At 62.1% G+C, this 25,707-nt stretch carries 25 protein-coding genes; 13 read left to right on the top strand and 12 right to left on the bottom strand.

Features of this window, described 5'->3' with window-relative positions:
• Nucleotides 1-67: 67 nt before the first annotated feature.
• The gene (locus AC1DVV_RS11570) at nucleotides 68-793 is read right to left on the bottom strand and encodes a hypothetical protein (protein WP_477701814.1); all 726 of its coding nucleotides are present in this window, start codon (nucleotides 791-793) and stop codon (nucleotides 68-70) included.
• Between the two features lie 233 nt (nucleotides 794-1,026).
• Here AC1DVV_RS11570 and AC1DVV_RS11565 point away from each other — a divergent pair, with 233 nt between their 5' ends.
• The 3 genes from AC1DVV_RS11565 to AC1DVV_RS11555 all read left to right on the top strand — a co-directional run bounded on the left by AC1DVV_RS11565 (nucleotide 1,027) and on the right by AC1DVV_RS11555 (nucleotide 5,426).
• Nucleotides 1,027-2,376, top strand: a complete 1,350-nt coding sequence (locus tag AC1DVV_RS11565; RefSeq protein ID WP_457279986.1) for an NAD(P)/FAD-dependent oxidoreductase — start codon at nucleotides 1,027-1,029, stop codon at nucleotides 2,374-2,376.
• A 154-nt stretch (nucleotides 2,377-2,530) separates the two neighbouring features.
• A complete protein-coding gene (locus AC1DVV_RS11560) occupies nucleotides 2,531-4,975 on the top strand; it encodes a UvrD-helicase domain-containing protein (RefSeq protein ID WP_477701813.1) in 2,445 nt (814 codons plus the stop codon).
• 49 nt (nucleotides 4,976-5,024) lie between these two features.
• A complete protein-coding gene (locus tag AC1DVV_RS11555) occupies nucleotides 5,025-5,426 on the top strand; it encodes a hypothetical protein (RefSeq protein WP_457279988.1) in 402 nt (133 codons plus the stop codon).
• On the opposite strand, the gene AC1DVV_RS11550 is transcribed toward AC1DVV_RS11555, so the two are convergent.
• Nucleotides 5,419-6,576 carry an ABC transporter substrate-binding protein gene (locus AC1DVV_RS11550; RefSeq protein ID WP_477689241.1) on the bottom strand — a complete coding sequence of 386 codons (1,158 nt, stop codon included), beginning with the start codon at nucleotides 6,574-6,576 and terminating at the stop codon, nucleotides 5,419-5,421. The two genes, AC1DVV_RS11555 and AC1DVV_RS11550, sit on opposite strands and share 8 nt — an antisense overlap.
• Nucleotides 6,577-6,761: 185 nt before the next feature.
• Here AC1DVV_RS11550 and AC1DVV_RS11545 point away from each other — a divergent pair, with 185 nt between their 5' ends.
• Nucleotides 6,762-7,598: an IclR family transcriptional regulator gene (locus AC1DVV_RS11545; RefSeq protein ID WP_457279990.1), complete on the top strand. Its 837-nt coding sequence runs from the start codon at nucleotides 6,762-6,764 to the stop codon at nucleotides 7,596-7,598.
• Nucleotides 7,599-7,619: 21 nt separating this feature from the next.
• On the opposite strand, the gene AC1DVV_RS11540 is transcribed toward AC1DVV_RS11545, so the two are convergent.
• The 4 genes from AC1DVV_RS11540 to AC1DVV_RS11525 form a co-directional block, all read right to left on the bottom strand.
• Nucleotides 7,620-8,339: a FecR family protein gene (locus AC1DVV_RS11540; protein WP_457279991.1), complete on the bottom strand. Its 720-nt coding sequence runs from the start codon at nucleotides 8,337-8,339 to the stop codon at nucleotides 7,620-7,622.
• Nucleotides 8,336-9,172: a BPSS1780 family membrane protein gene (locus tag AC1DVV_RS11535; RefSeq protein WP_457279992.1), complete on the bottom strand. Its 837-nt coding sequence runs from the start codon at nucleotides 9,170-9,172 to the stop codon at nucleotides 8,336-8,338. Before AC1DVV_RS11535 ends, AC1DVV_RS11540 begins: the two co-directional genes overlap by 4 nt.
• 137 nt (nucleotides 9,173-9,309) lie before the next feature.
• Nucleotides 9,310-10,260: a homoserine kinase gene (locus tag AC1DVV_RS11530; RefSeq protein ID WP_457279993.1), complete on the bottom strand. Its 951-nt coding sequence runs from the start codon at nucleotides 10,258-10,260 to the stop codon at nucleotides 9,310-9,312.
• Nucleotides 10,261-10,308: 48 nt separating this feature from the next.
• Nucleotides 10,309-10,656, bottom strand: coding sequence for a hypothetical protein (locus tag AC1DVV_RS11525; protein ID WP_457279994.1), 348 nt, complete (start codon nucleotides 10,654-10,656; stop codon nucleotides 10,309-10,311).
• A 153-nt stretch (nucleotides 10,657-10,809) separates the two neighbouring features.
• On the opposite strand from AC1DVV_RS11525, the gene polA reads away from it, so the two are divergent.
• Entirely contained in the window at nucleotides 10,810-13,641 is a 2,832-nt protein-coding gene (gene polA / locus AC1DVV_RS11520; RefSeq protein WP_457279995.1) for a DNA polymerase I, read from the top strand.
• Nucleotides 13,642-13,674: 33 nt separating this feature from the next.
• Nucleotides 13,675-14,688, top strand: coding sequence for a M28 family peptidase (locus AC1DVV_RS11515; protein WP_457279996.1), 1,014 nt, complete (start codon nucleotides 13,675-13,677; stop codon nucleotides 14,686-14,688).
• 55 nt (nucleotides 14,689-14,743) lie between these two features.
• On the opposite strand, the gene AC1DVV_RS11510 is transcribed toward AC1DVV_RS11515, so the two are convergent.
• From AC1DVV_RS11510 to AC1DVV_RS11495, 4 genes are all read right to left on the bottom strand, one after another.
• The gene (locus AC1DVV_RS11510; protein ID WP_457279997.1) at nucleotides 14,744-15,682 is read right to left on the bottom strand and encodes an SAM-dependent methyltransferase; all 939 of its coding nucleotides are present in this window, start codon (nucleotides 15,680-15,682) and stop codon (nucleotides 14,744-14,746) included.
• A gap of 25 nt (nucleotides 15,683-15,707) precedes the next feature.
• Nucleotides 15,708-16,130 (bottom strand): hypothetical protein, encoded by a 423-nt coding sequence (locus AC1DVV_RS11505; RefSeq protein ID WP_457279998.1) that lies wholly within the window; start codon nucleotides 16,128-16,130, stop codon nucleotides 15,708-15,710.
• Between the two features lie 52 nt (nucleotides 16,131-16,182).
• Nucleotides 16,183-16,704, bottom strand: a complete 522-nt coding sequence (locus AC1DVV_RS11500; protein ID WP_477665591.1) for a thiol-disulfide oxidoreductase DCC family protein — start codon at nucleotides 16,702-16,704, stop codon at nucleotides 16,183-16,185.
• Between the two features lie 79 nt (nucleotides 16,705-16,783).
• Nucleotides 16,784-17,356 (bottom strand): GbsR/MarR family transcriptional regulator, encoded by a 573-nt coding sequence (locus tag AC1DVV_RS11495; protein ID WP_477665592.1) that lies wholly within the window; start codon nucleotides 17,354-17,356, stop codon nucleotides 16,784-16,786.
• A 97-nt stretch (nucleotides 17,357-17,453) separates the two neighbouring features.
• Between AC1DVV_RS11495 and AC1DVV_RS11490 the strand changes: the two genes are divergently transcribed.
• The 7 genes from AC1DVV_RS11490 to AC1DVV_RS11460 all read left to right on the top strand — a co-directional run bounded on the left by AC1DVV_RS11490 (nucleotide 17,454) and on the right by AC1DVV_RS11460 (nucleotide 24,213).
• Nucleotides 17,454-18,362 carry a helix-turn-helix transcriptional regulator gene (locus tag AC1DVV_RS11490; protein WP_477689245.1) on the top strand — a complete coding sequence of 303 codons (909 nt, stop codon included), beginning with the start codon at nucleotides 17,454-17,456 and terminating at the stop codon, nucleotides 18,360-18,362.
• 161 nt (nucleotides 18,363-18,523) lie between these two features.
• On the top strand, nucleotides 18,524-19,324 hold the full coding sequence (locus AC1DVV_RS11485; protein ID WP_477689246.1) for a fumarylacetoacetate hydrolase family protein: 801 nt from the start codon (nucleotides 18,524-18,526) through the stop codon (nucleotides 19,322-19,324).
• 137 nt (nucleotides 19,325-19,461) lie between these two features.
• Entirely contained in the window at nucleotides 19,462-20,373 is a 912-nt protein-coding gene (locus tag AC1DVV_RS11480) for a dienelactone hydrolase family protein (RefSeq protein ID WP_477689247.1), read from the top strand.
• Between the two features lie 378 nt (nucleotides 20,374-20,751).
• Complete coding sequence (locus AC1DVV_RS11475) at nucleotides 20,752-21,597, top strand: ZIP family metal transporter (protein ID WP_477665596.1); 846 nt, start codon at nucleotides 20,752-20,754, stop codon at nucleotides 21,595-21,597.
• 159 nt (nucleotides 21,598-21,756) lie between these two features.
• The gene (locus AC1DVV_RS11470; RefSeq protein ID WP_477665597.1) at nucleotides 21,757-21,981 is read left to right on the top strand and encodes a hypothetical protein; all 225 of its coding nucleotides are present in this window, start codon (nucleotides 21,757-21,759) and stop codon (nucleotides 21,979-21,981) included.
• Nucleotides 21,982-22,397: 416 nt separating this feature from the next.
• Nucleotides 22,398-23,660, top strand: coding sequence for an FAD-dependent oxidoreductase (locus tag AC1DVV_RS11465; protein WP_477665598.1), 1,263 nt, complete (start codon nucleotides 22,398-22,400; stop codon nucleotides 23,658-23,660).
• A 370-nt stretch (nucleotides 23,661-24,030) separates the two neighbouring features.
• A complete protein-coding gene (locus AC1DVV_RS11460) occupies nucleotides 24,031-24,213 on the top strand; it encodes a hypothetical protein (protein WP_477665599.1) in 183 nt (60 codons plus the stop codon).
• A gap of 130 nt (nucleotides 24,214-24,343) precedes the next feature.
• Here the strand turns inward: AC1DVV_RS11460 and AC1DVV_RS11455 are convergent, their stop codons facing one another.
• Nucleotides 24,344-24,751 carry a hypothetical protein gene (locus AC1DVV_RS11455; protein ID WP_477665600.1) on the bottom strand — a complete coding sequence of 136 codons (408 nt, stop codon included), beginning with the start codon at nucleotides 24,749-24,751 and terminating at the stop codon, nucleotides 24,344-24,346.
• A 55-nt stretch (nucleotides 24,752-24,806) separates the two neighbouring features.
• Nucleotides 24,807-25,706, bottom strand: coding sequence for a sulfurtransferase (locus AC1DVV_RS11450; protein WP_477665601.1), 900 nt, complete (start codon nucleotides 25,704-25,706; stop codon nucleotides 24,807-24,809).
• Nucleotide 25,707: the final 1 nt, after the last annotated feature.

Here is a 25,707-nt window from a genome sequence, read left to right as displayed (position 1 = left end):
TTGTTGTTGGCGATGCACCGTGAAACGGCGCGCGCAACACAAAGGGGTTAAATGACGCCAAATATTTTTAAGGCACGCAGCGCGACTGCGCCGCGGCCACCACCAGGCCTTTTTCGTTTTCCACCCAGCCCACCACGCGCATACGGTCCGGGTTGGCGCCCTCTGCAATGCTCATGGAGCGTGCATCAAAGAACCGGTTTTGCTCTGTTTTTGATAGCTGCTTGCGCCCGTTCCAATTGGTCTGGAGCACGTTTCGAATCAAATTCCGCTCGACCGGGGAACCTTCGGTGCCGGCCGGCAAGGTTTCGACCAGGGCAAGCCAGGCTGTCCATTGGCGGCCCTTTGCGGCGGCCGGGATGGGCTTGAGCTCGATGGAAGCGCCCAGGTAGCCGCTGAGCGGCAGACCATGCGCGACACGCAGGGTGGCGCCCTTGATGGCTTTGATGGGCGAGGTGGTGGCCAGGCTCTGTGCGGGCACGGCCTGGCGCAGCGCCTCCAGCCGTTGCAATCCTTCGCTTGCGGCGACGGCGGACAGCGGGGCGTCGCTGCCCTTGTCGCCCGGAACTACCCAATCCAGCGCAACCTGGCCGGCCGTGGCTTGCGGAGTGGCCGGGTCGGCCCAGCAGGTGTCGCAGTTGGCATTGATAAAACGCTCAAGCAGCATCACCGGGCGGCCCTGGCCGTCGCTCGAGCAGGACGACTGCGCACGCGCCGTGCCGGCAAACCCGAGACCCGCCGCCAGAAAGCAGGCCGCCAGCCAAGCCGGCCCTGATTGGCCCAAACCTGTAGTCATGAAAACCCCAAATACGGCTATGTTCGCAGAAGCTGCGGCCGGGCGGGGATTTACGGGTTTCCCGGTCGCAGTCCGGCGTATACCCGGCGGGTGCAGAAGAAACTGAACCATACAATTTCAAAAGAGGCAAAGTTGAACGCGCGGCGCGAGCGGTGTTACCCTGCGCGCAGTCTTTCACAATTGCAGCGGCGTGCCTGACATTCCGTTGCGCGAACCCATAGCCAATGCCTGCCATGAACGAAATCCCCGCTTCTGCTTCTACTTCCACCTGTGACGTACTGATTGTGGGCGGCGGCCCGGCCGGCTCCACCATTGCAGCCTTGCTGGCCGCCCAGGGGCGCGACGTGGTGCTGCTCGAAAAAGCGCACCACCCGCGGTTCCACATCGGTGAATCGCTGCTTCCGGCCAATGTGGAGCTTTTCGAACGCCTGGGGGTGCGCGACCAGGTTGACCGCATCGGCATGCCCAAATGGGGCATCGAGTTTGTTTCACCCGAACACGCGCACTGCAGTTACATCGAATTCGCCGACGCCTGGGACAAATCGATGCCTTCGGCCTGGCAGGTGCGGCGCTCTGATCTCGACGAACTGTTGTTTCGCAACGCGGCGACGCGTGGGGCAAAAACGCTCGAAGGCTGCACCGTGCGCGATGTGGTGTTTGACGCGGAAGGCGCCACCGTTCAGGCGGAGCTGGAGGGCGGCGCGAAGCGCAGCTGGCGGGCCCGCTTCGTGGTGGACGCTTCCGGGCGTGACACGCTGCTGGCGAACAAGCTACGCTCCAAAGCCAAGAGCAAGGAACACAACAGTACGGCGCTGTTTGGCCATTTCACGAATGTCGAGCGGCTGCAGGGAAAGCGCGAAGGCAATATCAGCATCTGCTGGTTTCCGCACGGCTGGTTCTGGTTTATTCCGTTGGCCGACGGCACCACCAGTGTCGGCGCGGTGTGCTGGCCGTATTACCTGAAGTCGCGCGAAAAGCCGCTGCGCGAGTTCTTCATGGACACCATTGCCTTGGCTCCGGAGCTGAAACGGCGTCTTGCCAATGCCACGCTGGTCGATGACGCCGTGCATGCCACCGGTAATTTTTCGTACAGCAGCACCCACGCTACCGGCGACCGCTACCTGATGCTGGGCGATGCATTCACGTTCATCGACCCGATGTTCTCGTCAGGTGTTTACCTTGCGATGCACAGCGCTTTTGACGGTGCCGAGCTGGTGGCAACGGCGCTTGACCAGCCGGCCGACCTGCCCGCTGTGCGCAAAAGCTTCGAAGCCATGATGCGCAAGGGCCCGAGCGAGTATTCGTGGTTCATCTACCGCGTGACCAACCCGACCATCCGGCACATGTTCATGCACCCGGCCAACCCGCTGCGCGTCAAGGAAGCCCTGCTGTCACTTCTGGCGGGAGATATTTTCGGCAAGACGCCGTTCTGGGGACGGCTGCGCATGTTCAAGGCGATCTATTACGGTATTTCGCTGGCGAATTTCCGCCGTACCTGGGACGGCTGGAAGCGCCACCGCATGGCCATCCGCGACGTAGGAGCGCTCAAGGGCGAGACCATCCTGAAGACGGACGGGAGCTAGAGCCCCCACGGTCGCTCACAACGCGCAAGCTCCCTGCCCCCGAGGGCTGGCAAAGCCAGACCCGCGGCCCCGGCTGGTGAAGAAAAATCTGCCTCGGGCGGACGGGGAGCATCCCGGCACAGTGCCGGAGCCGGTGTTCTTTCTACAATGGGGGATGTTCCCAGAAGTCCCCACAGAAGTCTCCAGTTCCCCTCTGCTGCAAAACCTTAACCCGGAGCAACTCGCAGCGGTCACGCTGCCCAATACGCATGCGCTGATCCTGGCCGGTGCCGGGTCCGGCAAGACCCGTGTGCTGACCACACGCATCGCCTGGCTGCTGCAAACCGGCCAGGTGTCGCCCGGCGGCATTCTGGCTGTCACCTTCACCAATAAAGCTGCCAAGGAAATGATGGCGCGGCTGTCGGCCATGCTGCCGGTGAATGTGCGCGGCATGTGGATAGGCACCTTCCACGGCCTGTGCAACCGCTTTTTGCGCGCGCACTACAAGCTGGCCAACCTGCCGCAGAGTTTCCAGATCCTCGATACACAGGACCAGCTCTCAGCCATCAAGCGCCTGTGCAAGCAGTTCAATGTGGACGACGAACGTTTTCCGCCCAAGCAGCTGATGTGGTTTATTGCTGGCAACAAGGAAGACGGCCTGCGCGCCAAGGACGTGCAGGTGCGCGACGAAGAAGGCCGCAAGAAGGTCGAAATTTATGCCCTGTATGAAGAGCAGTGCCAGCGCGAAGGCGTGGTGGATTTCGGCGAACTCATGTTGCGCAGCTACGAACTGCTGCGTGACAACGCGCCGGTGCGCGAGCACTACCAGCGGCGCTTTCGCCACATCCTGATCGACGAGTTTCAGGATACCAACAAGCTGCAATACGCGTGGATCAAGATGCTGGCAGGGCAAGGGCCCGATGCGATCCAGGGCACCGGCGCGATGCCGGGCGGCTCAGTGGTGGCGGTGGGTGATGACGACCAGAGCATCTATGCCTTTCGCGGCGCGCGTGTGGGCAACATGGCTGACTTTGTGCGCGAGTTCGAGGTGACACATCAGATCAAACTCGAGCGCAACTACCGCAGCTTCGGCAATATTCTTGATTCAGCAAACGAGCTGATCAGCCACAACAGCAAACGCCTGGGCAAAAACCTGCGCACCGAAGCGGGTCCGGGTGAACCGGTGCGGGTGTACGAGTCGACCAGTGATTTTGCCGAGGCCCAGTGGTTTGTGGATGAAGTGAAGCAACTGGTACGTGACGGCACCGAGCGCAAGGAGATCGCGCTGCTTTACCGCAGCAATGCGCAAAGCCGGGTGATGGAAACCGCGCTCTTCAACGCCGGTGTGCCTTACCGCGTCTATGGCGGCCTGCGCTTTTTCGAGCGCGCTGAAATCAAGCATGCGCTGGCTTACTTGCGCCTGCTGGAGAATCCACACGACGACACCAGCTTCATGCGTATCGTCAATTTTCCGCCGCGCGGGATTGGCGCGCGCAGCATTGAGCAGTTGCAGGACATCTCGCGTGCGGCCGGCTGTTCGCTGTACGACGGCGTGAGCGCTGTGCCGGGCAAGGCGGGTGCGAACCTCGGCGCCTTTGCCGCCAAGATCCAGGTGCTGAGCGAGCAGACCACGGGGCTGACGCTGCGGGAGATCATCGAGCTGGTGCTGCAGCACAGCGGCCTCGAAGAACACTACAAAACCGAAAAGGAAGGCCAGGACCGGCTGGAGAATCTGGCCGAACTGGTCAATGCTGCCGAGTCTTTCGTCAGCCAGGAAGGTTTTGGCCGTGACGCAGTGGCGCTGCCGGTCGACGAACTGGGCGCGCGGCTCACGCAGTCACCGGCCAGCCAGGGGCTGGACCCATCCGCGCCGCTTGTCAGCGAGCCTTTGCCCGAGGCCCTGGCGCCTGACACCGAGACCGGCGAGACGTTGTCGCCCCTGGCGGCCTTTCTTACGCACGCCGCGTTGGAGTCGGGCGACAACCAGGCCCAGGCCGGGCAGGATGCGGTGCAGCTCATGACCGTGCATTCATCCAAAGGGCTGGAGTTTGACTGCGTCTTCATCACCGGCCTGGAAGACGGCATCTTTCCGCACGAGAACTCGATGAGCGACCGCGACGGTCTGGAAGAGGAACGCCGCCTGATGTATGTCGCGATCACGCGCGCGCGCAAGCGCCTGTATCTCAGTCATTCGCAAACCCGCATGCTGCACGGCCAGACGCGCTACAACCTCAAGAGCCGGTTTTTTGACGAGTTGCCCGAAGCCGCACTCAAGTGGATCACGCCGAAGAACCCCGGTTTTGCGTCGGGCATGGGCTCCGGCGGATGGGCTGGTGCTAGCAATTCAGGAGCTGGTAGCGCACGTGGAGATTGGGCTAGCGGCGTTTTTTCTTCAAAATCCGGCAGCGCAGAGCGTTTTGCCAACCCGCCGGTGCCGCCTCAGAAGAATGCGCCTTCGCATGGGCTCAAAAGCGGCATGGAAGTGTTCCATGCCAAGTTCGGCGAAGGAAAAGTGCTGATGCTGGAGGGCAGCGGCGACGATGCGCGCGCACAGATCAACTTCACGCGGCACGGTGTGAAGTGGCTGGCCCTGAGCGTGGCCAAATTGACGGTGGTGTAGTTGCCGCGCCGCGCGCGGCATTTTGTTGAATTCAAACTGACGGGAAAAAATGACAGAGACAAATTCCGAAACCGGAATCGAGACCGGAAAAAATGAAGGCACTGAAAATCCTGAAGGCTCGTCAGCGATTTACGTTCCGCACCAGGAATTCCGCACCGGCCTGCCGCACGGCCGGTTCCGCGTGATCGTGAATCCGGAGCGTGCACAAAAATACGTCAAGCACCGGCTCTTTGTGGTCGGCATTTCCTTGCCCCTCCTGGGCATCGGTGTGGTGCTTTCCATGTACGGCTACCTCTGGGTGGGCCTGCCGATGGTCGTCGTCGGCGTGTTGATGCACAGGGTTATCAAGGCCCATGCGCCCAAGATATTGCTGCACCTGGCGCTCAGTGACGCCAAGACCTACGAAGAAGCGATGGAGTACGAAATACTCGAAGTGCGCCGCGCTACTTGAGCAACCTGCCGTCGCGGCCGATCACGGTCACTTCAACAAACTTCGAGCCGACACGGTTCTCCGGCGAAAAGCTGACCTTGAAACCTCCTGCGTCGTAGCTGTTCATCTTCTCCAGCTGGGTGATGATTTTCTGGCGCGTTGGATCGGCGCCGCTGCGGCGCATGGCTTCAACAAGAATTTTGGCTGCAATGAAGGACTCCATGCTGGCATAAGAAACCACCTTGTCCGGCTGGTATTTGGCCATCAGGGTCTGGAACTCGCGGGCCACCGGCGCCAGGGTGGAATAAGGGTAGGGCATGACCTGGGAAATGCCGATACCGCGGGCGTTGTCCTCTCCGGCATTTTTCAGCAGTTCCTTGAAATTCACCACCGAGATACTGAACAGGCGAGCCTTGCTGCCTTGCGCCCGCATCTTCTTGATGAAAGCGGCGGAGGCACGGTTGACTGAAACCATGATGATGGCGTCCGGATTGGCAGGGGTGATGGCCGAGACCGCTGCATCAACTTCCTCGGGCTTGGTGCGGTCATAGTTGCCCGTGGCCACGGCCGTCATACCCAGTTTTTTCAGCGCGCTTTCCGCACCTGCCAGGCCGCTTTTACCGAAGGGGTCGTCTTGGTACATCACCGCGAAGCGGCGCAGGCCAATGGTGTGCAGGTGTTCCACCATGCGGGCAGTTTCGTCGGCGTAGCTGGCCCGGATGTGAAAAATCAGGGGGTTCACCGGGTCGCGCAACTCTTGAGCACCCGTGTAGGGCGCCAGCAGGGCAATGCCCGCTTCCTCAAGCACCTTGTTCTTGTTCAGGGCCAGCACGTTGCCGGTTCCGACAAAACCGAACAGGGCCAAAGGCTTTTCCTCTGCCAGAAGTTGACGCGTCAGGGCCAAGGTCTGGTCCGGTTTGTAGCTGTCATCCTTCAGTGCGACGCGTATCTTGCGGCCATAAATGCCGCCGTTGTCGTTGACATAGGCGAAATATGCAGCACCGCCGGCTACGTATTCGTTACCGGTTCCGGCTATGGTGCCCGTCAGCGGTGCCACCTGCCCGATCACCAGATCTTCGCGTGCCGGCGCCGCCTGCCCGGACAGGACAACCGACAGCAGGGCGGCCAAGCTCATGGCTTTGGCCATGAGATGTATTTTTTTGTTTTCCATCAGTCTTCCTGGTTAATTAAGATTACTTACTTGTTCTGCATTGCAGAACTGTTTGCTTGATCATTCATCCAAATTGTGAAACATTAAGATACATTTTTGATAGTGGATTTCCCTCGGGTGATGAGTGCAATGCTGTCTGGGTGCCACAATCCCTGGACTTTTTATTCCGCAATGCAGAACTAGCAATGTCTCAATCTCCTGTTCCCGGCAGGCCGGCTCCCGGAGCGGTCAGCCCTGTTCATGCCAAGGAAGATCGGCACTTTGTGACGGCATTGGCACGCGGCCTGGATGTGCTCAGTGCTTTTCGCTCGCGAGACCGGTCCTTGGGCAACACGGAACTGGCACGCCGTTGCGGCCTGCCCAAGTCAACGATTTCGCGTTTGACCTATACGCTGACCAAGCACGGCTACCTGGAGCATGCGCAGGACGCCAGCGGCCGCGCCGGTTATCGGCTGGGTAGTGCGGTACTGGCGCTGGGAAGCGCCATGCTGGCGCGCATGGACATGCGGCAGCTCGCCAGGCCGTTGATGCAGGATCTCGCCGACAGTTCGCAGGCCATGGTGTCGTTGGGGATACGCGATCGCCTGAGCATGATTTATGTGGAAAACTGCCGCAGCGAATCTGCGCTCACGCTCAGCCTGGACGTGGGTTCGCGCATTCCACTGGCCAGCACTGCGATGGGGCGAGCCTACCTGTGCGGCTGTTCGGATAAGGAGCGTGAGACCCTGCTTGAGCGTATTCGGGTCCAGGACGAGGAAGCGTGGCCTAAAACCCGCGAGGTGATGGCGCTGGCGCTGGCGCATTACCGCGATCACGGCTGCTGCGCCTCTTTTGGTGATTGGCAGAAGGACGTTAACGCTATTGCTGCTGCATTCCGGCCTGCGGGCAGACGCTCCGTCATGGTGGTGAGCTGCGGTGGCCCGGGGTTCAATCTTTCGCCGCATTTCCTGATGACGCAGGTGCAGCCGCAACTGGTGGCATTGGTCAGGCGGCTGCAAGACGCATCCGGCGATGCCTTGTAGGCAGCGCTGGCGCGGCCGGAATCAGTAGGTCATTTTTCCGCTACCGTCCTTGATGCCTTTCCTGCCTGCAATTTGCCAGGAGGTCCGCTGATCGATCAGGCCGGCGAGGAATTCCAGTTCCTCGTCACTGTGATTGATCGCGTTGGCGGGGGTGAGGCGGCGGCCGTTTTTGGGCTCCACTTCGCCCCAGAATGACTGGTGGTAACTTGACTGTGACACGGTCTTTTCCCCGTTCGACTCCATGTCAACCGTACCATAGCAGTTGCAGAAATAGCTGCGGTTGCCCTGGTCGGCGAAGACCTCGGCATAGACGCCCGTGCCGCGTATGCCGGCCGTCAGCGTGGGCAGGACAATGGCGCGGCTGCTGCCCTTGCCCCAGACGCTGACCACGGCGCCCGTGAGCAGGCGCAGCAGGCTCACGGTACTGAGCGAGCTGCCGCGTTCCACCTTCATCATGGAGTTCTCACGCACCTGGAATGCCGAGTTGCCGATGACAAACATCAGGTTGGAACCCGGGCCCGTCTGTATCTGGTCGCCGGTGAGGATGGTTTGGCCGGTCTGCAGCCGGTTGCCGTTGAGCAGGGCATCGCCCCGGAGCTCGACGATGTTGCTTCGCTGCTGGGCCATAGCGGCCGGCAATCCCCCCATTGCCACCCAGGCGGCTGCCGCCTTGAGCGTGTCACGCCGTTGAAACCACAAAATTTCCTGTTCGGTACGGCCTTGCAGCTGGTGCTGGGTCATGAAGAATCTCCTGGGGTAGCGGGGTCGTTGTTGGTGTTTTCCGGGTTATTGGCGCCGTCCGGCGAGTCACCGGGTAGCGTGGCCACGAAGCTATCACGAAACGTGAAGTAAATCGAGGTGGAAAACATGGCTGCAATGAGCAAGCCCAGGGGCATCATTGCCGCGGCCATGAACTCGGCGCTGCCTGTCAGGCCGGCAAGCACGCTCAGCACGATGGCCATGCCCATGGATACGCCGAGCCAGCCCAGCCCGAACATGAGGAAGGCTCCCGCGTTGCGAACGCAGGCGACAACGCTGAAAAAGAGGCTTTTGACCGGAGAAATGCCGTGCCAGTGAACCAGGGCGGGTGCGTGCCAGAACAGCAGCAGCACCGGCAGGTACAGCAGCAGGGACACCGACATGTTCTTGGCCATGGCCAGCTGGAACTGCGGCGTCATCATCGCCTCGCGGCTCGCGTCGGCGGCAACCGGGGGATCCACCAGCATCGGTACGATCCAGTTGATCAGCACGCAGAACGCCGCATAGATCGCGCCAAGGACAAGCATCGCGCCCAAGCGCTCGCGTCCCGCGCGAAAAGCGCTGAGGAGCACCGTGGGCATGGGAAATTTTCCCTTCACGGCTTCCTGTGTGGCGGCCATCAGGCCCAGCATGGCAGCGGGAACAATCATCAGCGCCAGGATCAGTCCGAAAAACGGCAGCAAGGAAAGCACCGTGACTGCGGCCAGGTACAGGAAAAACAGGCCCGACATGGCCAGCGGCTGCTGCATGAAAGTCTTGATGCCCAACCTGACCCAGGTCATGCCGGTGCTTGCGGGAACAATATTAAGTTTCATGGTCTTCAGCGGGAAAAGAGAGCCGGACGAAACCGGGCGATTGCAGAAGGGCAGTTTGCCTGAAAGCAGCGATGCTTGGCGCTGGCCCTCACACAGGCCTTGGCCGAAGGGCAATCAGGCCCGCGGGGTGGCTTGGGCTAGAGGACGTATGGGTGCGTGAGCCGCTCGCGCAGGACACGCTCGAAATGGCTGGGGTCGTGCGGCTTGAGCACTGCGGCTTCACGGGGCAAATGCCAGTCCCACAGCCGCGATAGCCAAAAGCGCAGGGCTCCGGCGCGCTGCATGGCTGGCAGGAGCCTGCGCTCCTGCGGCGTCAGGTGACGCACGCTTTCGTAAGCCTTCATGAAGGCCGCCGAACGGGTTTCGTCCTGCGCACCGGTTTCCAGGTCTATGCACCAATCGTTGAGGCATACACCAATGTCGAACAGGAAGGTGTCGCAGCCGGCGAAGTAAAAATCAAAAAAACCGGTGAGCCTGCCGTCTTCGAACATCACGTTGTCGCGAAAGAGGTCGGCGTGTATGGCGCCGCGCGGCAGGCTGCCAAAGGCGGATGAAGCCGCTACATGGTTCTGGTAGGCCAGCTCGCCCAAAATAAGGCTGCGCTGCTCGGGTGTTATGTAGGGCAGCACGACCGGAACGGTCTCGTTCCACCAGGCCAGGCCCCGCAGGTTGGGCTGGCGCCGCGGGTATTCGAGGCCTGCGAGGTGCATGCGTGCCAGTGTTTCCCCGACGCCTGCGCAGTGGCCGGCAGTAGGTGCCAGCTCACTGTGGCCGCGCAGCTTGTTGACGACGGAGGCCGGTTTGTCCTTCAGGCGGTGAAGAATGTTCCCTTTGGGGTCGGCTGCCGGATCTGGCACCGGAATACCGTGCGCCGCCAGGTGCTTCATCAAGTGCAGGTAAAACGGCAACTGCTCGAATGTCAGGCGCTCAAACAGGGTCAGTACATACTGGCCCTGGTCGGTGTCGACAAAGTAGTTGGTGTTTTCGATGCCGCCTGCGGCACCTTTGATATTTTGCAGCTGCCCCAGATTCAGGGCGTTCAAGAACGCTGCAGCCTCGTCAAACGAGACTTCGGTATATACGGCCATGCCTGAAACTGGATCCTGGAGTTCTTGGAGTACGTGGAGCTGCGAAAATCAGAACTTCAGCACGTTCCAGACGCGTGAGCCGTTGGTGTCGTTGTTGGTCGACGCGGGGGCGGTGCCCCGGGCGCCTTCTGCGGGCTTGATTTCGTAAGCCGCACCGCCGACTTTGGGCTGGACCAGGATTTGCTGCGTTTCGCCGCCCACACGGAGTTCGTCGATCCGGCTGCCCGCGTCTTCAGTGCGAATGCGCTGGATCGCCTTGTCCGGCCGGCCTGCAGGCGCCGGGGCCTCCGCGGTCACGGGCGGCACTGCGTTTTGTGCAGGCGCTTGAGCCATGGCCGCAGCCAGCGGCAGCACCGCAAACGCGGCGGCAAGAAGAGGGCGGAAAGCGTGGTTCATGCCTGCATTGTAGGCCGCAGGGCCCGGCCGACAAGCCCGGCATGTCGTAATAAGGGGGCTGCGGCTGTAGGCGGAAAGCTTCCCCACAGGCCAGCGCGGGGCGCTATCGGCGCCGCGGGCAGCGGCGGGCCGATATCCCCGACAATCGGCTTCATGAGTACCGACAAAAAAACACTGCTGCTGGTGGACGGCTCCAGCTACCTGTACCGCGCCTTTCATGCCATGCCCGACCTGCGCGCCAACCCGGGCGACCCGGCCAGCCCGGCCACGGGCGCCATACGCGGCATGGTCAACATGATGCAAAAGCTGCGCAAGGACGTGCGCGCTGACTTCGCTGCCTGCGTGTTCGATGCCAAAGGGCCGACATTTCGCGATGCGCTGTACCCTGAATACAAGGCCCAGCGCTCACCCATGCCCGACGACCTGCGTAGCCAGGTCGAACCCATCCACGAAGTAGTGCGCCTGCTGGGCTGGAAAGTGCTGGACGTGCCCGGCGTGGAGGCCGACGACGTGATCGGAACGCTCGCCTGCATGGCTTCAACTCAGGGGATCGAAGTCATCATCTCCAGCGGCGACAAGGACTTGAGCCAGCTGGTCGACGAAAACATCACCGTCATCGACACCATGAACGACCGCCGGCGCGACCTGGCCGGGGTGGAGGCTGAATTCGGCGTACCGCCGCGGCTCATGGTGGATTACCAGGCCCTGGTCGGCGACGCGGTCGACAACGTGCCCGGCGTGCCCAAGGTCGGCCCCAAGACGGCCGTGAAGTGGCTGCTCGAATACGGCTCGCTTGATGCGCTGGTGGCACGCGCCGGCGAGATCAAGGGCGTGGTGGGTGAGAACCTGCGCCAGTCACTCGATTGGCTGCCCAAAGGCCGTGAGCTGCTGACCATCAAGAAGGACTGCGAACTGGACGGCTACATCCCCGGCCTGCCCGCCCTGGATGCCATCACCATCGGCGGCCAGCAGACGGAACCCCTGAAAGCCTTTTATGAAAAGTATGGTTTCAAAGGCCTGGTCAAGCAGATCGAAATCGAAAGCACGCCGCCGGAATTGATTGGCGGACCTGAAGGCAGGCACAAGCCCGTGCCCGCCGGCGGTCCAGGCGGCCGTTCGGATTCGCCGGGCCTGTTTGACGAAGCGCCCCTGACCGATACGCCACCGGCCGAACGCGCCAGCAACCTGAACTACGACACGGTGCTGACCTGGGAAGCGTTTGATCGCTGGCTGGCAAAGATCGAAGCGGCAGAATTGGTGGCGCTGGACACCGAAACCACCTCACTCGACGAAATGCTGGCGGAAATCGTCGGCCTGAGTTTCAGTGTCACGCCCGGCGAGGCGGCCTACATCCCGCTCACACACGATTACCCTGATGCACCCGCCCAGCTGCCGCGCGACGATGTGCTGGCGCGCCTGAAACCCTGGCTGGAAAACCCGAGCAAAGCCAAGCTGGGCCAGCACGTCAAATATGACCGCCATGTGTTTGCCAACCACGGCGTGGAAGTGCAGGGCTATGCGCACGACACCATGCTGCAAAGCTATGTGCTGGAAGTGACCAAGCCGCACGGCCTGGCCAGCCTGGCCGAGCGGCATGTGGGCCGCAGCGGCATCAACTATGAAGACCTGTGCGGCAAGGGCGCGCACCAGATCAAGTTCAACCAGGTCGACATCGCCAAGGCCGCCGAATACTCCTGTGAAGACTCCGACCAGACGCTGGACGTGCACCGTGTGCTGTGGCCGCGGCTGGAGGCCGACGAGAAACTGCGTTTTATCTATGAGCTGGAGATGCAGAGCAGCGAAACGCTGTACCGCATTGAGCGCAACGGCGTGATGATCGATGCGCCCACGCTGGCCGCGCAGAGCCACGAGCTGGGCCAGCGCATCATTCAGCTGGAAGCCGAGGCCTATGAGATCGCCGGTCAGCCCTTCAACCTGGGCAGTCCCAAGCAGCTCGGCGAGATTTTTTTCGACAAGCTCGGCATGCCGGTCATCAAGAAAACCCCCAGTGGCGCACGCAGCACCGACGAGGAGGTGCTGGAAAAGCTGGCCGAAGACTACCCGCTACCTGCCAAGCTGCTGGAGCACCGCTCGCTGAGCAAACTCAAGGGTACCTACACCGACAAGCTCGCGCAGCTGGCGTTGCCCCGTACCGGCCGCGTGCACACGCATTACGCGCAGGCCGTCGCGGTCACGGGGCGGCTTTCCAGCAACGACCCCAACCTGCAGAACATTCCCATTCGCACGGCAGAAGGCCGGCGCGTACGTGAGGCCTTTATCGCGCCTGCAGGCAGCGTGATCGCCAGCGCTGACTATTCGCAGATCGAGCTGCGCATCATGGCGCATCTGAGCGGCGATGAAGCACTGCTGCGCGCCTTCACCGACGGCCTGGACGTGCACCGTGCCACGGCCGCCGAGGTGTTCGGGGTGGCGGTCGACCAGGTCAGCAGCGAGCAGCGCCGCTACGCCAAGGTCATTAACTTCGGCCTGATTTACGGCATGAGCAGTTTCGGGCTGGCGCGCAACCTTGGCATCGAAACCAAGGCCGCGGCGGCCTACATCGACAAGTATTTTCAGCGCTATCCCGGCGTCAAGAACTACATGGACCAGACCGTGGCGTTTGCCCAGGAACACCACTACGTCGAAACCGTATTTGGCCGGCAGCTGTACCTGGCGGAAATCACCGGCGGCAACGGGCCACGCAAGAAGGCCGCGGAAAGGCAGGCCATCAACGCGCCCATGCAGGGCACGGCGGCCGACCTGATCAAGCTCAGCATGAACAAGGTGCAGCAGGTGCTTGACGAAGAAAAGCGCGCCACCAAAATGATCATGCAGGTGCACGACGAACTGGTGTTTGAAGTGCCGGAGGCAGAGGTCGAGTGGCTGCGTACCGAGATCCCGCGCCTGATGGCCAGCGTCGCTGAGCTGAAAGTGCCGTTGCTGGCGGAGATTGGCGTTGGGCCCAACTGGGACAAGGCACATTAAGCCGGCTCCATTTTCCCTGCGATGGGGCTGTGTGTGAGGCGGGGCTGGAAAATCCTCGTCGCTGGTGTTGTCCTGCCCTTGCTGATGGCTGGCGCCGCGGCAGGCTATGCCTGGTACCGGTTGACCCAGCCGTTTGTGCCGGCTGGCGAGACGCCAGCACCTGCTTCGCAAACGGCATCCGCCGCGAGACTGAAGCAACTGGTCTACAAACTCTCCACCGATTTTCCGAACCGCACGTTCGATAACGGAACCCGGCTTGAAGGTGCTGCCGTCTATCTGGAGTCACAGCTTTCCGGACTGGGTCTTCAGGTGGAGAGCCAACGCTTCACGGCCAAAGGCAGGCCATACCGCAACCTGGTCGTGAAGCTGGGTCCTGATACACCTGAGGTGATGGTGGTGGGCGCGCACTATGACGTGGCTGGTGAGCAGCCCGGCGCGGACGACAATGCCAGCGGCGTGGCGGGCCTCGTTGAGCTGGCACGCTTGCTCAAGGGCCAATCTTTCCGCCAGCGGGTAGAACTGGTGATCTACACGAATGAAGAGCCTCCTTTTTTCCGCACACCTTACATGGGCAGCGCCATTCACGCCCGGTCTCTCGCAGAGTCCGGCAAGCGCGCATACCTCATGTTGTCGCTCGAGTGCATCGGCTACTTCAGTGATGAGCCGGGAAGCCAGGACCATCCCGTGCGGCTTCTCAATGCGATCTACCCCACTACCGGAAATTTCATTTCACTGGTGGGTTTCTACCAGGACGGCGACATCGCACGCCAGGTCAAGGCGGCGATGAAGTCGGCCTCCGACCTGCCGGTGTATTCCATCAACGCGCCGGGTTTCGTGGTGGGTGTCGATTTTTCAGACCACCTCAATTACTGGAACGAAGGCTATGTGGGAATGATGGTCACCGACACGGCTTTCTACCGGAACAAGGCGTATCACACGCCGCAGGACACCGCAGACAGGCTGGATTACCGGCGCATGGCGAAAGTCGTCGATGGAGTGCGCGCGGTGGTCATGCAGCACGCTGCAGTCGCGGGGTCGGCACGTTAGGTTTATTGCCCCCTGCACCTTGTTTTGTTACGCAATGATGGGTGTTGTGACAGGTTTAGTGCGATGCTTGGTCATCGGCAGTTTTGCGCGCGGTAACCATGTAGTAGCCGAACCCCGGCAACCACACGCCCAGCAGGAAGGCTGCATACGATGCGACGATGTGACCGCGGCGCAGCGGCGACAGGCGAAAGCGGGCGCGCCAGAGTTCACGCAAGGCAAAGCGCGTGGCGAACAGCGGAATCTGCAATGCACTCGGCGCCAGGCGCAGGCTGATGTCCTGAAACCGGATGTCGGTGAAACCCTGGCTTGCAAGCGCAGTGTGCAGCGCGTCTTTCTCGGCCAGCTCGTTCACAGCCCAGTGATGGCACCACAGCCTGTAGATTCGTTCCATGAATCCGGGCAGGGGTTTGTTGTTGCGCCGTAAGGCGTCGGCAATCACCAATGTGCCGCCGGGACGCAACAAGCGAGCCGCCTCACGCACCAGCGCGCGCTTGTCGGCGCCGGGCGCGTGGCAGGCGCTTTCCAGTGCGTAGACCCCGTCGTAGGCACCCGTGCGCAAGCCGGTGTCCACATAGTCGGCCAGGTGAAAGCGGACCTGGTTGGGCAAGGCCGCGGCCTGGTTGAGTTCGGCTCCCTGCACGATTTGCCGCGCCACCAGCGTGACGGCGTCTACCGTGCTGTGCTTACGGGCTTTGACGATGGACCTCGCCGTGGCACCGGCGCCGCAGCCCAGGTCGGCCAGCCGGACGGCGCCATTGGCTGGCAGGGCCAGCCGGTGCAGTACTTCCAGGTTCATGCGCTCCAGCATGGCTTCGCGGCCCAAGGGGTTGACCTTCCAGGACCAGTAGCCGAAGTGCATGTTCATGCCGGGGCTCCAGGCGCGGTAGTCGTCGGCCACGGCGTTGTAGTAAGACCTGATGTCCGCCAGCCGTGCTTCGCCTTCTTTGGCCGGCTGGGTGATGACGCGACTGGTGGCAGGCGTTGCGGTGATCATTTTGATTCTCCGTTCATGAGCCTCTTCAGGCGGGCCAGCCGGCCGTGGAGGATTCATCGGATACAGCGGATTCGGCGGGCTTGGCGATCCGGGCGCCCTGCACATGGGTGGCCAGCTCTTTCGCAGCCAGCCATTGCCGCACCTGCATCCACACATTGCGCGAAATGATCGCCACGGTGACAAACACGCCCGCCAGCACCAGCCACAGCGAACGCCGCACGGTGTCGATGACGCTGCTGCGGTCATTGAATTCGCCGAAGGTCAGCATCAGCAGCAAGGTGCCGGACACCGCCAGCAGGTAGGCGCAGCGTATCCAGAACTCGGCCCCGCCGTCGGCGTCGCACAGCATGCGCAGCACCTTGTAGAGGATGGGCTTGAGGTAAGTGATCGCAACGACCGGGCCGACCAGCGCGATCAGCAGGGAGACAAAAAACAGGTTGGCACTCATGATGATTTCCTTTCGTTTGCTCGGATGGTTGGGTGAGTGGTGATGGAACGGCTTAGCGTGAGCAGCTTCCGGCGTCGCAGCGCGCCAGGACCGAGCGCTCGGCCGCGCGCCGCACAGCGCCTTCAAACAGCAGGCGAACGAAGCCGCGCGGGATGCGGTGGCGGTTGCGTGCCAGCACCGGGTAGCCCCATTCGGCCAGCGGGCGCAGCAAGGGCATGCGCATGGCCGAGCTGACCCAGCCCAGGCCGACGGCTTCGTAAGCCAGCCGGAACACCTCGACGCCCTTGAGCACGCGGCCGTCCGCAGTGCGTGCATGGATGAGGTCCAGCAGGTCTTGCATCGTGGCGCCGGCAGGCACATCGGCGAAGTCCGGCGCCGAGACATCGGCAAAGCGCAGATGGCCTTCGGTGTCGCGCAGCATGAGGTTGCTCATTTCTGCATTGCAGAGCGGGCAGGCGGATTCGTAGAACAGGGTCAGCGGATAAATCGTGGGATCCAGCCCGGCCTTGAAGCTGTCGTAACGGGTGTTGCCCAGGTCGGGAACGCTGCGGGTGGTTATGCGGGCGCTTGTCATATTTCTCTCCTTTAGAAATTTCAGTACAAACAGAAATCAATAGTCAAAAAAAGGGCCAAAGCTGGCCAGGTCCTCTAAATCAAAAAGTGGGCGGTAAAAGTTCGGAGGGGTCCATGAGTTTCGCGTCGCTGTCGCCTCGCACGAACTTCTGCACGCTGGCGCCCATGCGCAGCACTTTCTCCAGCGTGGTGGGTGACAGCCGCAGCATCTCGTCGGCCCACGAGCCCAGGGATTCCATCAGGCGCAGCGTTTCCCGTACCCGGTCCTGGGCATCGGCGGACTCGGCCTCAAAGCCGTCTTCCTTCACCAACTCGCGCAGCATGCGCACGGTCGGGTCAAACTCGCGCTCCTTGCGTTCGCGCACCACGGTGCGAAAGAGTTCCCAGACGTCGAGCGAGGTTTCGTAATAGTCGCGCCTGTCGCCCAGCAAATGGGTCGCACGGATCAGGTTCCAGTTCAGCAGCTCCTTGAGGCTGGTGCTGACATTGGAGCGCGCCACTTCCAGCGTATCGGCGATGTCTTCGGCATGCAGCGGGCGGCCGTGGAAGAAAAGCAGGGCGTGGATTTGTGAAACGGTGCGGTTCACGCCCCAGGCGGTGCCCATTTCTCCCCAGTGGACGACGAATTTGCGGGCGACGGGGCTGAGTTCCATGGCTTTGAATATACGCCGTCTGAAATTTCTGTCAATACAGAAATAAAAGATTCTGAAAAGAAACAACAGCAAAGGCCCAAGCCCGAGAATACGGCGCATGACAGACATCAAGACCTACGGCATGTCCGAGCGGGCCGACCACCTCGACTTCGACATCCGGTCCCAGCTGGTGCGGCCGCCGCTGGTACGCCCGCACCGGCACGAGTATTTCCAGATCCAGATCAGTCTGCAGGGCGACACCGAACAGAATGTGGCCGGCACGGTGCGGCCTTTCCGGCGCGGCTATTTGAGTTTTATCCTGCCTTACCGCGTGCATGTGATCCCGCATCCCGAGGGTTCGCGCTACGTCATCATCAACATGTCGCAGCAGTTCCTGCGCCCCGGCCTCGATGTGGATCCGCTGGATCTGGAAGACGTGCCCTTGAGCCGCGCGCCCGAACTCGCGCCCTTCCTGTTCCAGGAGTACGCTGACTTCTATTTTTCCGAGGAAGAGTTTCCCGAGATCGAAGCGCTGCTGGAAAAACTCGCGTTGGAGAACGCGCATCGCCGCTTCGGCTCCATCGAGATGATTCGCGGCCTGATGCTGCAGCTGATAGGCATGGTCTGCCGCAAGTACGAAGCCGACCTGCTGCGTTTTTCGGCCAGCCAGGCGCAGCAGGGCAGCCGGCGCGCCAGCCTGCAGCGCGCGGTGCGCTACATCCGTGAGCACCTGGCCGGCGAGGTCACGCTGGCCGACGCGGCAGCGGCCGCTTTCCTCTCGCCCAACTACCTTGCGCACCTTCTGAAGAAAGAAACCGGCAAGACTTTCACCGACCTGGTGACAGAGCGGCGCCTGGAGTTTGCGCAGGAACAGCTGGCGCACAGCAGCCAGCGCATCGCCAGCATCGCCCATGCCTCGGGCTTTGCTGACGAGGCCTACTTCGCGCGGCGTTTCAGGCAGCGCTTCGGCCAGACGCCCAAGGCTTTTCGCGACTCGGTACGCGCCAAAATTTCCGGTTCAACCTGAAGCCGCTGCCGCTGCCGCTGCAGCGCAGCAGCGTTGCATTGAATCGTCCGGTTAATGCGTAATTGCGTCCGCCTGCGCGCGGCCTGCGCACCCTAAGCTCGATAGCTGGAGAAAAACACCCGACAACAAGCTCCAGCTTTCATCAATCCCAGGAGACACACATGACACACCCAGACATGAGCAAACGCGGAATTCTGCAAACAGGCGCCCTGATGGCGACAGGCGCCGTCGTCGGCTGCGCCACGCCGGGCACGGCGGCCAATGCGCCGGCCACGCCTTTCACGGTGGCTGAGACCTACATTCCCATCGCGGGTAGCGCCGAAATGTTTCCGGTGCGCCGCATTTACTGCATAGGCCGCAACTACGCAGCACATGCGATCGAGATGGGTTCGGATCCGAGCCGTGAACCGCCGTTCTTCTTTCAGAAGCCGACGGACGCCATTCAGGTGGTGCCGCCCGGCAAGATCGCAGACCACCCGTACCCCACACTGACCAAAAACTACCACTACGAAGTCGAACTCGTGGCGGCGCTGGCCAAAGGTGGGCGCAACATCCCGATGAGCGAGGCGCTGGATCGTGTCTATGGTTACGCTCTCGGCCTGGACATGACACGCCGCGACCTGCAGCGCGGTATGGGCGACCAGAAAAAGCCCTGGGAAATCGGCAAGAGCTTTGACATGTCGGCTCCCATCGGTCCCATCCACAAAGTTGCGCAGACTGGCCACTACACCAAAGGCGCGATCTGGCTCAAGGTCAACGGCCAGGTCAAGCAGCAGGCCACGCTGAACCACATGATCTGGTCGGTGGCCGAGCAGATCTCCAAACTGTCCGAAGCGTTTGAGCTCTTTCCCGGCGACATCATTTACTCGGGCACGCCTGAAAACGTCGGCCCGGTGGTCAAGGGCGATGTCATCGAATGCCATATCGACGGCCTGCCGGAGCTCAGTGTCAAGATAGTTTGAGTTTGAGTGTGGGGCAGGGCGGTGGGCAAGGGAAAACACCAGCGTCATTGCCTCGCGGTGGCAAGAACTTCCGGGGCCGCATAGACTCCGACTGTTTGCCTTTTGACAACCTCCCACAATCTACCGAGGAAACCGCCATGCTTGAACACGACCAGAAGAAAGACTTCGACGCCCTGCTGCCCGGGCGGTCCACCGAAGCCGGCGCCAGCCGCCGCACCGCGCTCAAAACGGCCCTGGGGGTCGGGTATGCCGCCACCGCCATGCCCATCATGGCGCAGACAGCCATCAAAACTTCCTCAGAAGGCCTGAAGACCGGCGAAACCACCTATGAAGTCAATGGCTTCAAGGTGCCCGCGTTTTTCGCGGCGCCGGCCGGCAAGACCAACCTGCCGGTGGTGCTGGTGATCCAGGAAATTTTTGGCGTGCACGAATACATCGCCGACACGGCCCGGCGCTTTGCCAAAGCCGGCTACCTGGCGATTGCCCCCGAGCTCTATGCGCGCCAGGGCGACCCCAGCAAGTACAACGAAATGGCCAAGCTCCTGGCCGAAGTGGTGTCCAAAGTGCCTGACGAACAGGTCATGGCCGACCTGGACGGCGCCGTGAAGTGGGCAGCCGCTAACGGCGGAAATGCCAAAAAGGTGGGCATCACCGGTTTTTGCTGGGGCGGCCGCATCACCTGGCTGTATGCCGAGCAAAGCAAGAACGTCAAGGCCGGCGTGGCCTGGTACGGCCGCCTGGTCGGCCAGCCGTCGGCGTTGACGCCCAAGCATCCGCTGGACCTGGCCGCCAACCTCAAGGCGCCGGTGCTGGGTCTGTATGGCGGGCAGGACGGCGGCATCCCGCTGACCACCGTCAACCAGATGAAGGACGCGCTGGCCGAGGCCGGCGCCAAGGGCAACAAGGCCGCAGCAGCTTCCGAGTTTGTGGTCTATCCGCAAGCTCCCCACGCCTTCCATGCTGATTACCGCCCGAGCTACCGCAAGGATGCGGCAGATGACGGATTCAAGCGCGCTGTTGAGTGGTTCAAAACCCACGGCGTGAATTAAAAAGCACCCCCGTCCAGGCTCACTTCGTGTAGCCTGTTCCCCCCTCGAGGGGGCGGCGCCAGCGGCCCGGCAAAGCCGGTTCCGCGGCCCCTGCTGGTGAAATACCCCACACTGATTGCGCCCTGAACTCTTCAAGCCAGCATGAGCCGCGGGACTGGCTTTGCCAGACCGCAGGCGGGCGGCCCCCTCGGGGGGCAGGGAGCTACACGCAGTGAGCGACCGTGGGGGCTAACCACTTGACAGGCTTGATAAGATTGAAGCAACCCCGGCCGCAGGCATTGGATGCCCGCCCGGGGTTTTGTCGTCTGTGGTGTAACCTCTGCGGATAATTTTGAGTGATTTCGGGCCTTAGCCCAATAAATACGAGCGCAAGCAGCTATGACTTTGATAGCAATCCTGGTGGGAACCCTGGCTGCAGGCATTGGCAGCGTGTGGCTGGCGGCGCTGCTCAGCTTTGGCGTACTGGCCCGGTACACCCAGCACATGCTCAGCCTGGCGGCCGGCGCGCTACTGGCCACGGCCTTCATGCATTTGCTGCCCGAGGCTTTTGAAAGCCAGGCCGGGGCCAAGGAACTGTTTGCCACCTTGCTGGTCGGGCTGGTCTTCTTTTTTCTGCTGGACAAGGCCGAGCTGTGGCATCACGGCCATGAGCACCATGGCGGCGAACACCATGGCCCCGAGGTGGCGGCGCATGCGCAGCATGACCATACAGAGCATGTCCATGCCGCGCACAGCCACCACGGCCACCACGGCCATACGCATGGCGAAGCCAAAAGCGGCAGCTGGGCTGTGCTGGCCGGCGACAGCGTGCACGCTTTCGGCGACGGCATCCTCATCGCCTCGGCCTTCATGGCCGATTTGCGGCTGGGCGTGGTCGCCGCGCTGGCGGTGCTGGTGCATGAAGTGCCTCACCACATGGGTGACCTGGTGGTGCTGCGCCAGACATCCAACAACCGCCGCGCCGCCTTCATCAAGGTGTCGCTGGCCGGTGCCGTCACCGCGCTGGGCGGCGTGGTCGGCTATGCGCTGGTCGACCAGCTGTACGACTACCTGCCGTTTTTCCTGATCATGGCGTCCAGCAGCTTTATCTATGTCGCGTTGGCCGACCTGATTCCCCAGTTGCAAAAACGCGTCACTGCCCGGGAAACCATGGCGCAAATCGCCTGGCTGGGCATCGGCATCGGCCTGGTCACGCTGATCAGCGGCCTTGCGCACCACCATTGAGCGGCAAGGCGCAACTGCGGTTGCTGTCAGACGGCGCCTGACAAGTACAAGGCCTGGCGACCTATAGGCGGGTTTCGGGCGGAGCGGGAAGATAAGGCCAAGCATCTTCCTGATGCCCCGTTGCGTTGTGCAAAACACTGTGCAAAAGGCAGGCCCGCCATGAACTTCCATTCAGACTCCACCACGGTTTCCAGCGCTTTCCGCCCCTCGGCCTACGATGTCAGCGGCGAGTTGGCTCAAGAAGCGCCACAGCGCAAGCCGCGTAGTTTTCATCGCCCGCGCGCAGCCGCGTACATCGCTTTTTTCATTACCGTTTTCGCCAGCATGGCAGCCGCTGCTGCGCTGGCAATCCATGACATGCCTTTGATGGTGGTGGGCCTGTGATGAGCGGCACGCGCAAGCGGCCGGGCAATGAAGAGCCCGAACCGACATCGGAGGCGGACCTGCCGTCCGACGGCCGGGACGAGAAAGGTGAAGCGATGATCCGCGACTTGCCCAGACGGGTGGAGCCGCCGCAGTCTCTGCAGTCGCCTGGCAAGTTGCACAACGACGCCGGAAAGGGAGGCAGGAAGTAGCCATGGCCACCAACCCGAACGTTCCGCCACCCGAGCCGCTGCCGCCCCTGGACACCCCGCCGGACCCGGGCGAAGTGCAGACCACCCCCATGCCAATGACGCTGAAATAGGCGAAAACAGCTCCGCAAGAAATGTTGACGGGTCTGGGCGGTGGCTGCCCGCCTGGAGCTTGCAAGGGCCATCAAGTCTGGATATGGTCGGGGGATTTCATTCCCGGGAGACACGATGGCCGACGTTCTGAATGTGCGCTGCTGCATCGCAGGAGGCGGCCCGGCCGGCATGATGCTAGGCCTGTTGCTGGCACGCGCCGGGGTGCAGGTGCTTGTGCTGGAAAAGCACGCCGATTTCCTGCGTGACTTTCGCGGCGACACCGTGCATCCCTCCACCCTCGAAGTGATTCACGAGCTGGGCCTGCTGGAGAAATTTCTGGCGCGCCCGCACGATGAAGTGAGCGAGTTGCGCGCCGTGGTCGGCAACACCGAACTCGTGCTGGCCAGCTTCAGGCATTTGCGCCTGCGCTGCAAATTCATCGCGATGATCCCCCAGTGGGAGTTCCTGGATTTTGTGCGCGATGAAGCGGAGCTGTATCCCGGTTTTCGCCTTATCCAGAACGCCGAAGTGACCGGCGTGATCCAGCAGGGCGGCGTGGTGACGGGCGTGGAGGTCGCCACGCCCGGGGGCGCCTTGCAGGTGATGGCGGACCTCCTGATCGGCGCCGATGGCAGGCGGTCCACGGTGCGCAGTTCGGCGGGGCTGGTCGTGCGCGATCTGGGTGCGCCTATTGATGTGCTGTGGATGCGCCTGCCCAAGATGCCGGGCGATCCTTCCACGACGGGCGGGCGCATTACCAACGGCATCTTCCTGGCCATGATTGACCGCCGTACCTACTGGCAGTGCGCCTATGTGATTCCCAAGGGCGGCATCGAGGCCGTTCGCTCGCAGGGGCTGGAGGCTTTCAGGGCTGATGTGGTGAAGGTAGCACCGCTCTTTGCCGACCGTATCGCCACCCTGGCCAGTTGGGACGACATCAAGCTGCTGAGTGTGACGGTGGACCGGCTGGAGCACTGGTACAAGCCCGGCCTGCTGTGCATCGGCGACGCTGCACATGCGATGTCGCCTGTGGGCGGCGTGGGCATCAACCTGGCGGTACAGGATGCCGTGGCGGCGGCCAATATTCTGGCTGCGCCGCTGGCGAACCCGCAGGTGGACCGGGCCGCCCTGACGCCCTTTCTGGCGCAGGTGCAAAGACGGCGGTTGTTTCCCACACGCGTCACGCAGGCGGTGCAGGTCGCCATCCAGAACCGCCTGCTCAGCCCGGTACTGGCGGCGCGGGGGCGCGACGGCCCGCCCATGGCACTGCCCTGGCCACTGAAGTTGATGCGGCGCTGGCCCCTGCTGCAGGCGCTGCCGGCCTATGCGGTCGGCGTGGGCGTGCGGCCGGAGCATGTGCGCTCACCAGCGCAGCCGGTGACTTCCGATACCGGCTGAATGGTCGTGAATGCTATTGATTTGATAGCTGATTGCGCTTTTCCCATAATGGCAAACGACCGTTTTTTGTTTCGATTTTTGAATATTTTTGGTGGCCGGTACTGACCTGCGTGGCTTTCTTTTCCAGTGGGATTTGAACGCTGGCGTCCGAAGGAAAAAGACGAAAGAAGAGGGTTTGTAGGCTTGTTCCTACGCAATCCACAGGCATTGCCTACATTCCTCGGCCGCAACGATGCCTACAGTGAATAAGGCAGGCACAGGTGCGTAGCAGGTGTGCAAGCGCCGCAACCCACCCCCCAATCCCACTCAACAGTCTGCACCTCGCTGCGGCTTTCTGCCGCAAGCAGAGGTGACCTTCAAGGAGACCGTCATGAAAACCGCCGCAGAGACAATTCACTCCCACAGGCCCGAACCCAGCCCTTCGAAAGGACGCCTGGGTGACCGGCCGGACAACGGCTCGCGGAGCAGTCGTGGTGCCGGCCCTTCGTCGGGGTCACGCCTTGACAACCCGCACAAGCGCATCCGGCTGTCCGGCCACGCACGCGCGCATTGATGCGGGTGCTTTTTCATCAAACGTTCGCGTGCGCATCAGGCGAAAAACGCTTACAGCCCTGTGGGACACCGTCTCATGGGGTAAGCCCGATGTAGCGGGCTAAATTGAATTCCGGCTGACGTTCAGCCACTCACCGTTCAGCCATTTCATCTTCAAAAAAGGAAACCGACATGCACGCATCCAAATTCAAACCTGCTGCCCTTACCGCCGTTGCCCTGGCCGCTTTGCTGGCACTGGGAGCCTGTGGCAAAAAGGTGGAAGACACCGGCGCGTCGCCTTCGACACCTGCCGCTTCACCCTCGACCACACCTTCGCCGTCGACCACGCCATCCCCAACAGGCAGCAGCTCTTCGATGGGTACGTCCACAACCGGTAGCACCCCAATGGGAACCAGCACGTCTCCGATGACAGGTGACGCAGCGACGCCTGGTACGGCAGCCAGCGCTCCGGCCAAGTAATCGGATATGAAAATCCGGCATTGACCGGTACTTTTTGAGCGGGTCCTGCGCGGCCGCTTCAACATGAAAAAAACCTGCACGCTTTCCAGCGTGCAGGTTTTTGTGTTTCTGGCGGCGCCGCGAAGCGGGGCGGCCTCAGCCCTGTGCGACCGGATGCGCCGGGTCGCTGCACCAGTCGCTCCAGCTGCCGGCGTAGAGCCCGCTTCTTCCGAGGCCGGCCAACTCCATGGCAATGATGTTGGGAACGGCGCTGACGCCGCTGCCGCAATGGTGTACCACGGTGGCCGGGTCGCGGCCGGCCAGCAGGGCTTCAAACTCGGCCTTGAGCTGGACTGCCGGCTTGAACTTTCCGTCGGGCCCCAGGTTCTGGCCGAAGGGGCGGTTCAATGCGCCGGGGATGTGGCCGGCCACCGGATCCAGCGGCTCCACCTCGCCCTTGAAGCGTGGCGTGGCGCGCGCGTCAACCAGTGTTTGTGCCGGGCGGCCCAACTGGCTCGCCACGGTCTGGGCCGATACCAATGTGGCTTTTTCCGGCGCCAGGAGGAAGCTGGCCTGGAAATGCGCAGGTTCTTCGCCGCTGTTGACGGCGCCGCCGGCGGCCTGCCATGCTTGCAGCCCACCGTCGAGCACCGCCACGTTTTCATGACCGGCCCACTTGAGCATCCACCACAGGCGCCCGCAGTAGTTGGCGCCGTTGCGGTCATACACCACCGCCTGCATGTTGTTGGCAAAACCGACGCTGGAAAGCCAGGTGGCGAACTTCTCGCGGTTTGGCAGCGGGTGGCGTCCACCTGATGCCGGTGCATCAGCGCCGCTGGCCGTGATCACGCCATGGGCGCCCGCCACGCCGTGCTTGGCGCTCAATGCGGTGTCCAGGTTGGCATACACGGCGCCGGGAATGTGCGAGGCCAGGTACTGCTCCTGGCCGGCGTGCGGCTTCATCAGGTCGAAGGTGCAGTCGAAGATACGCAGGGGCTTGGCCGATGCCATCAGGGCTTGCAGTTGTTCGGCGGAAATCAGGGTGGTGTAGCTCATG

It is taken from the genome of Polaromonas sp. P3_B4 (assembly GCF_056402835.1).
This window is presented reverse-complemented; position numbering and strand designations above follow the sequence as displayed.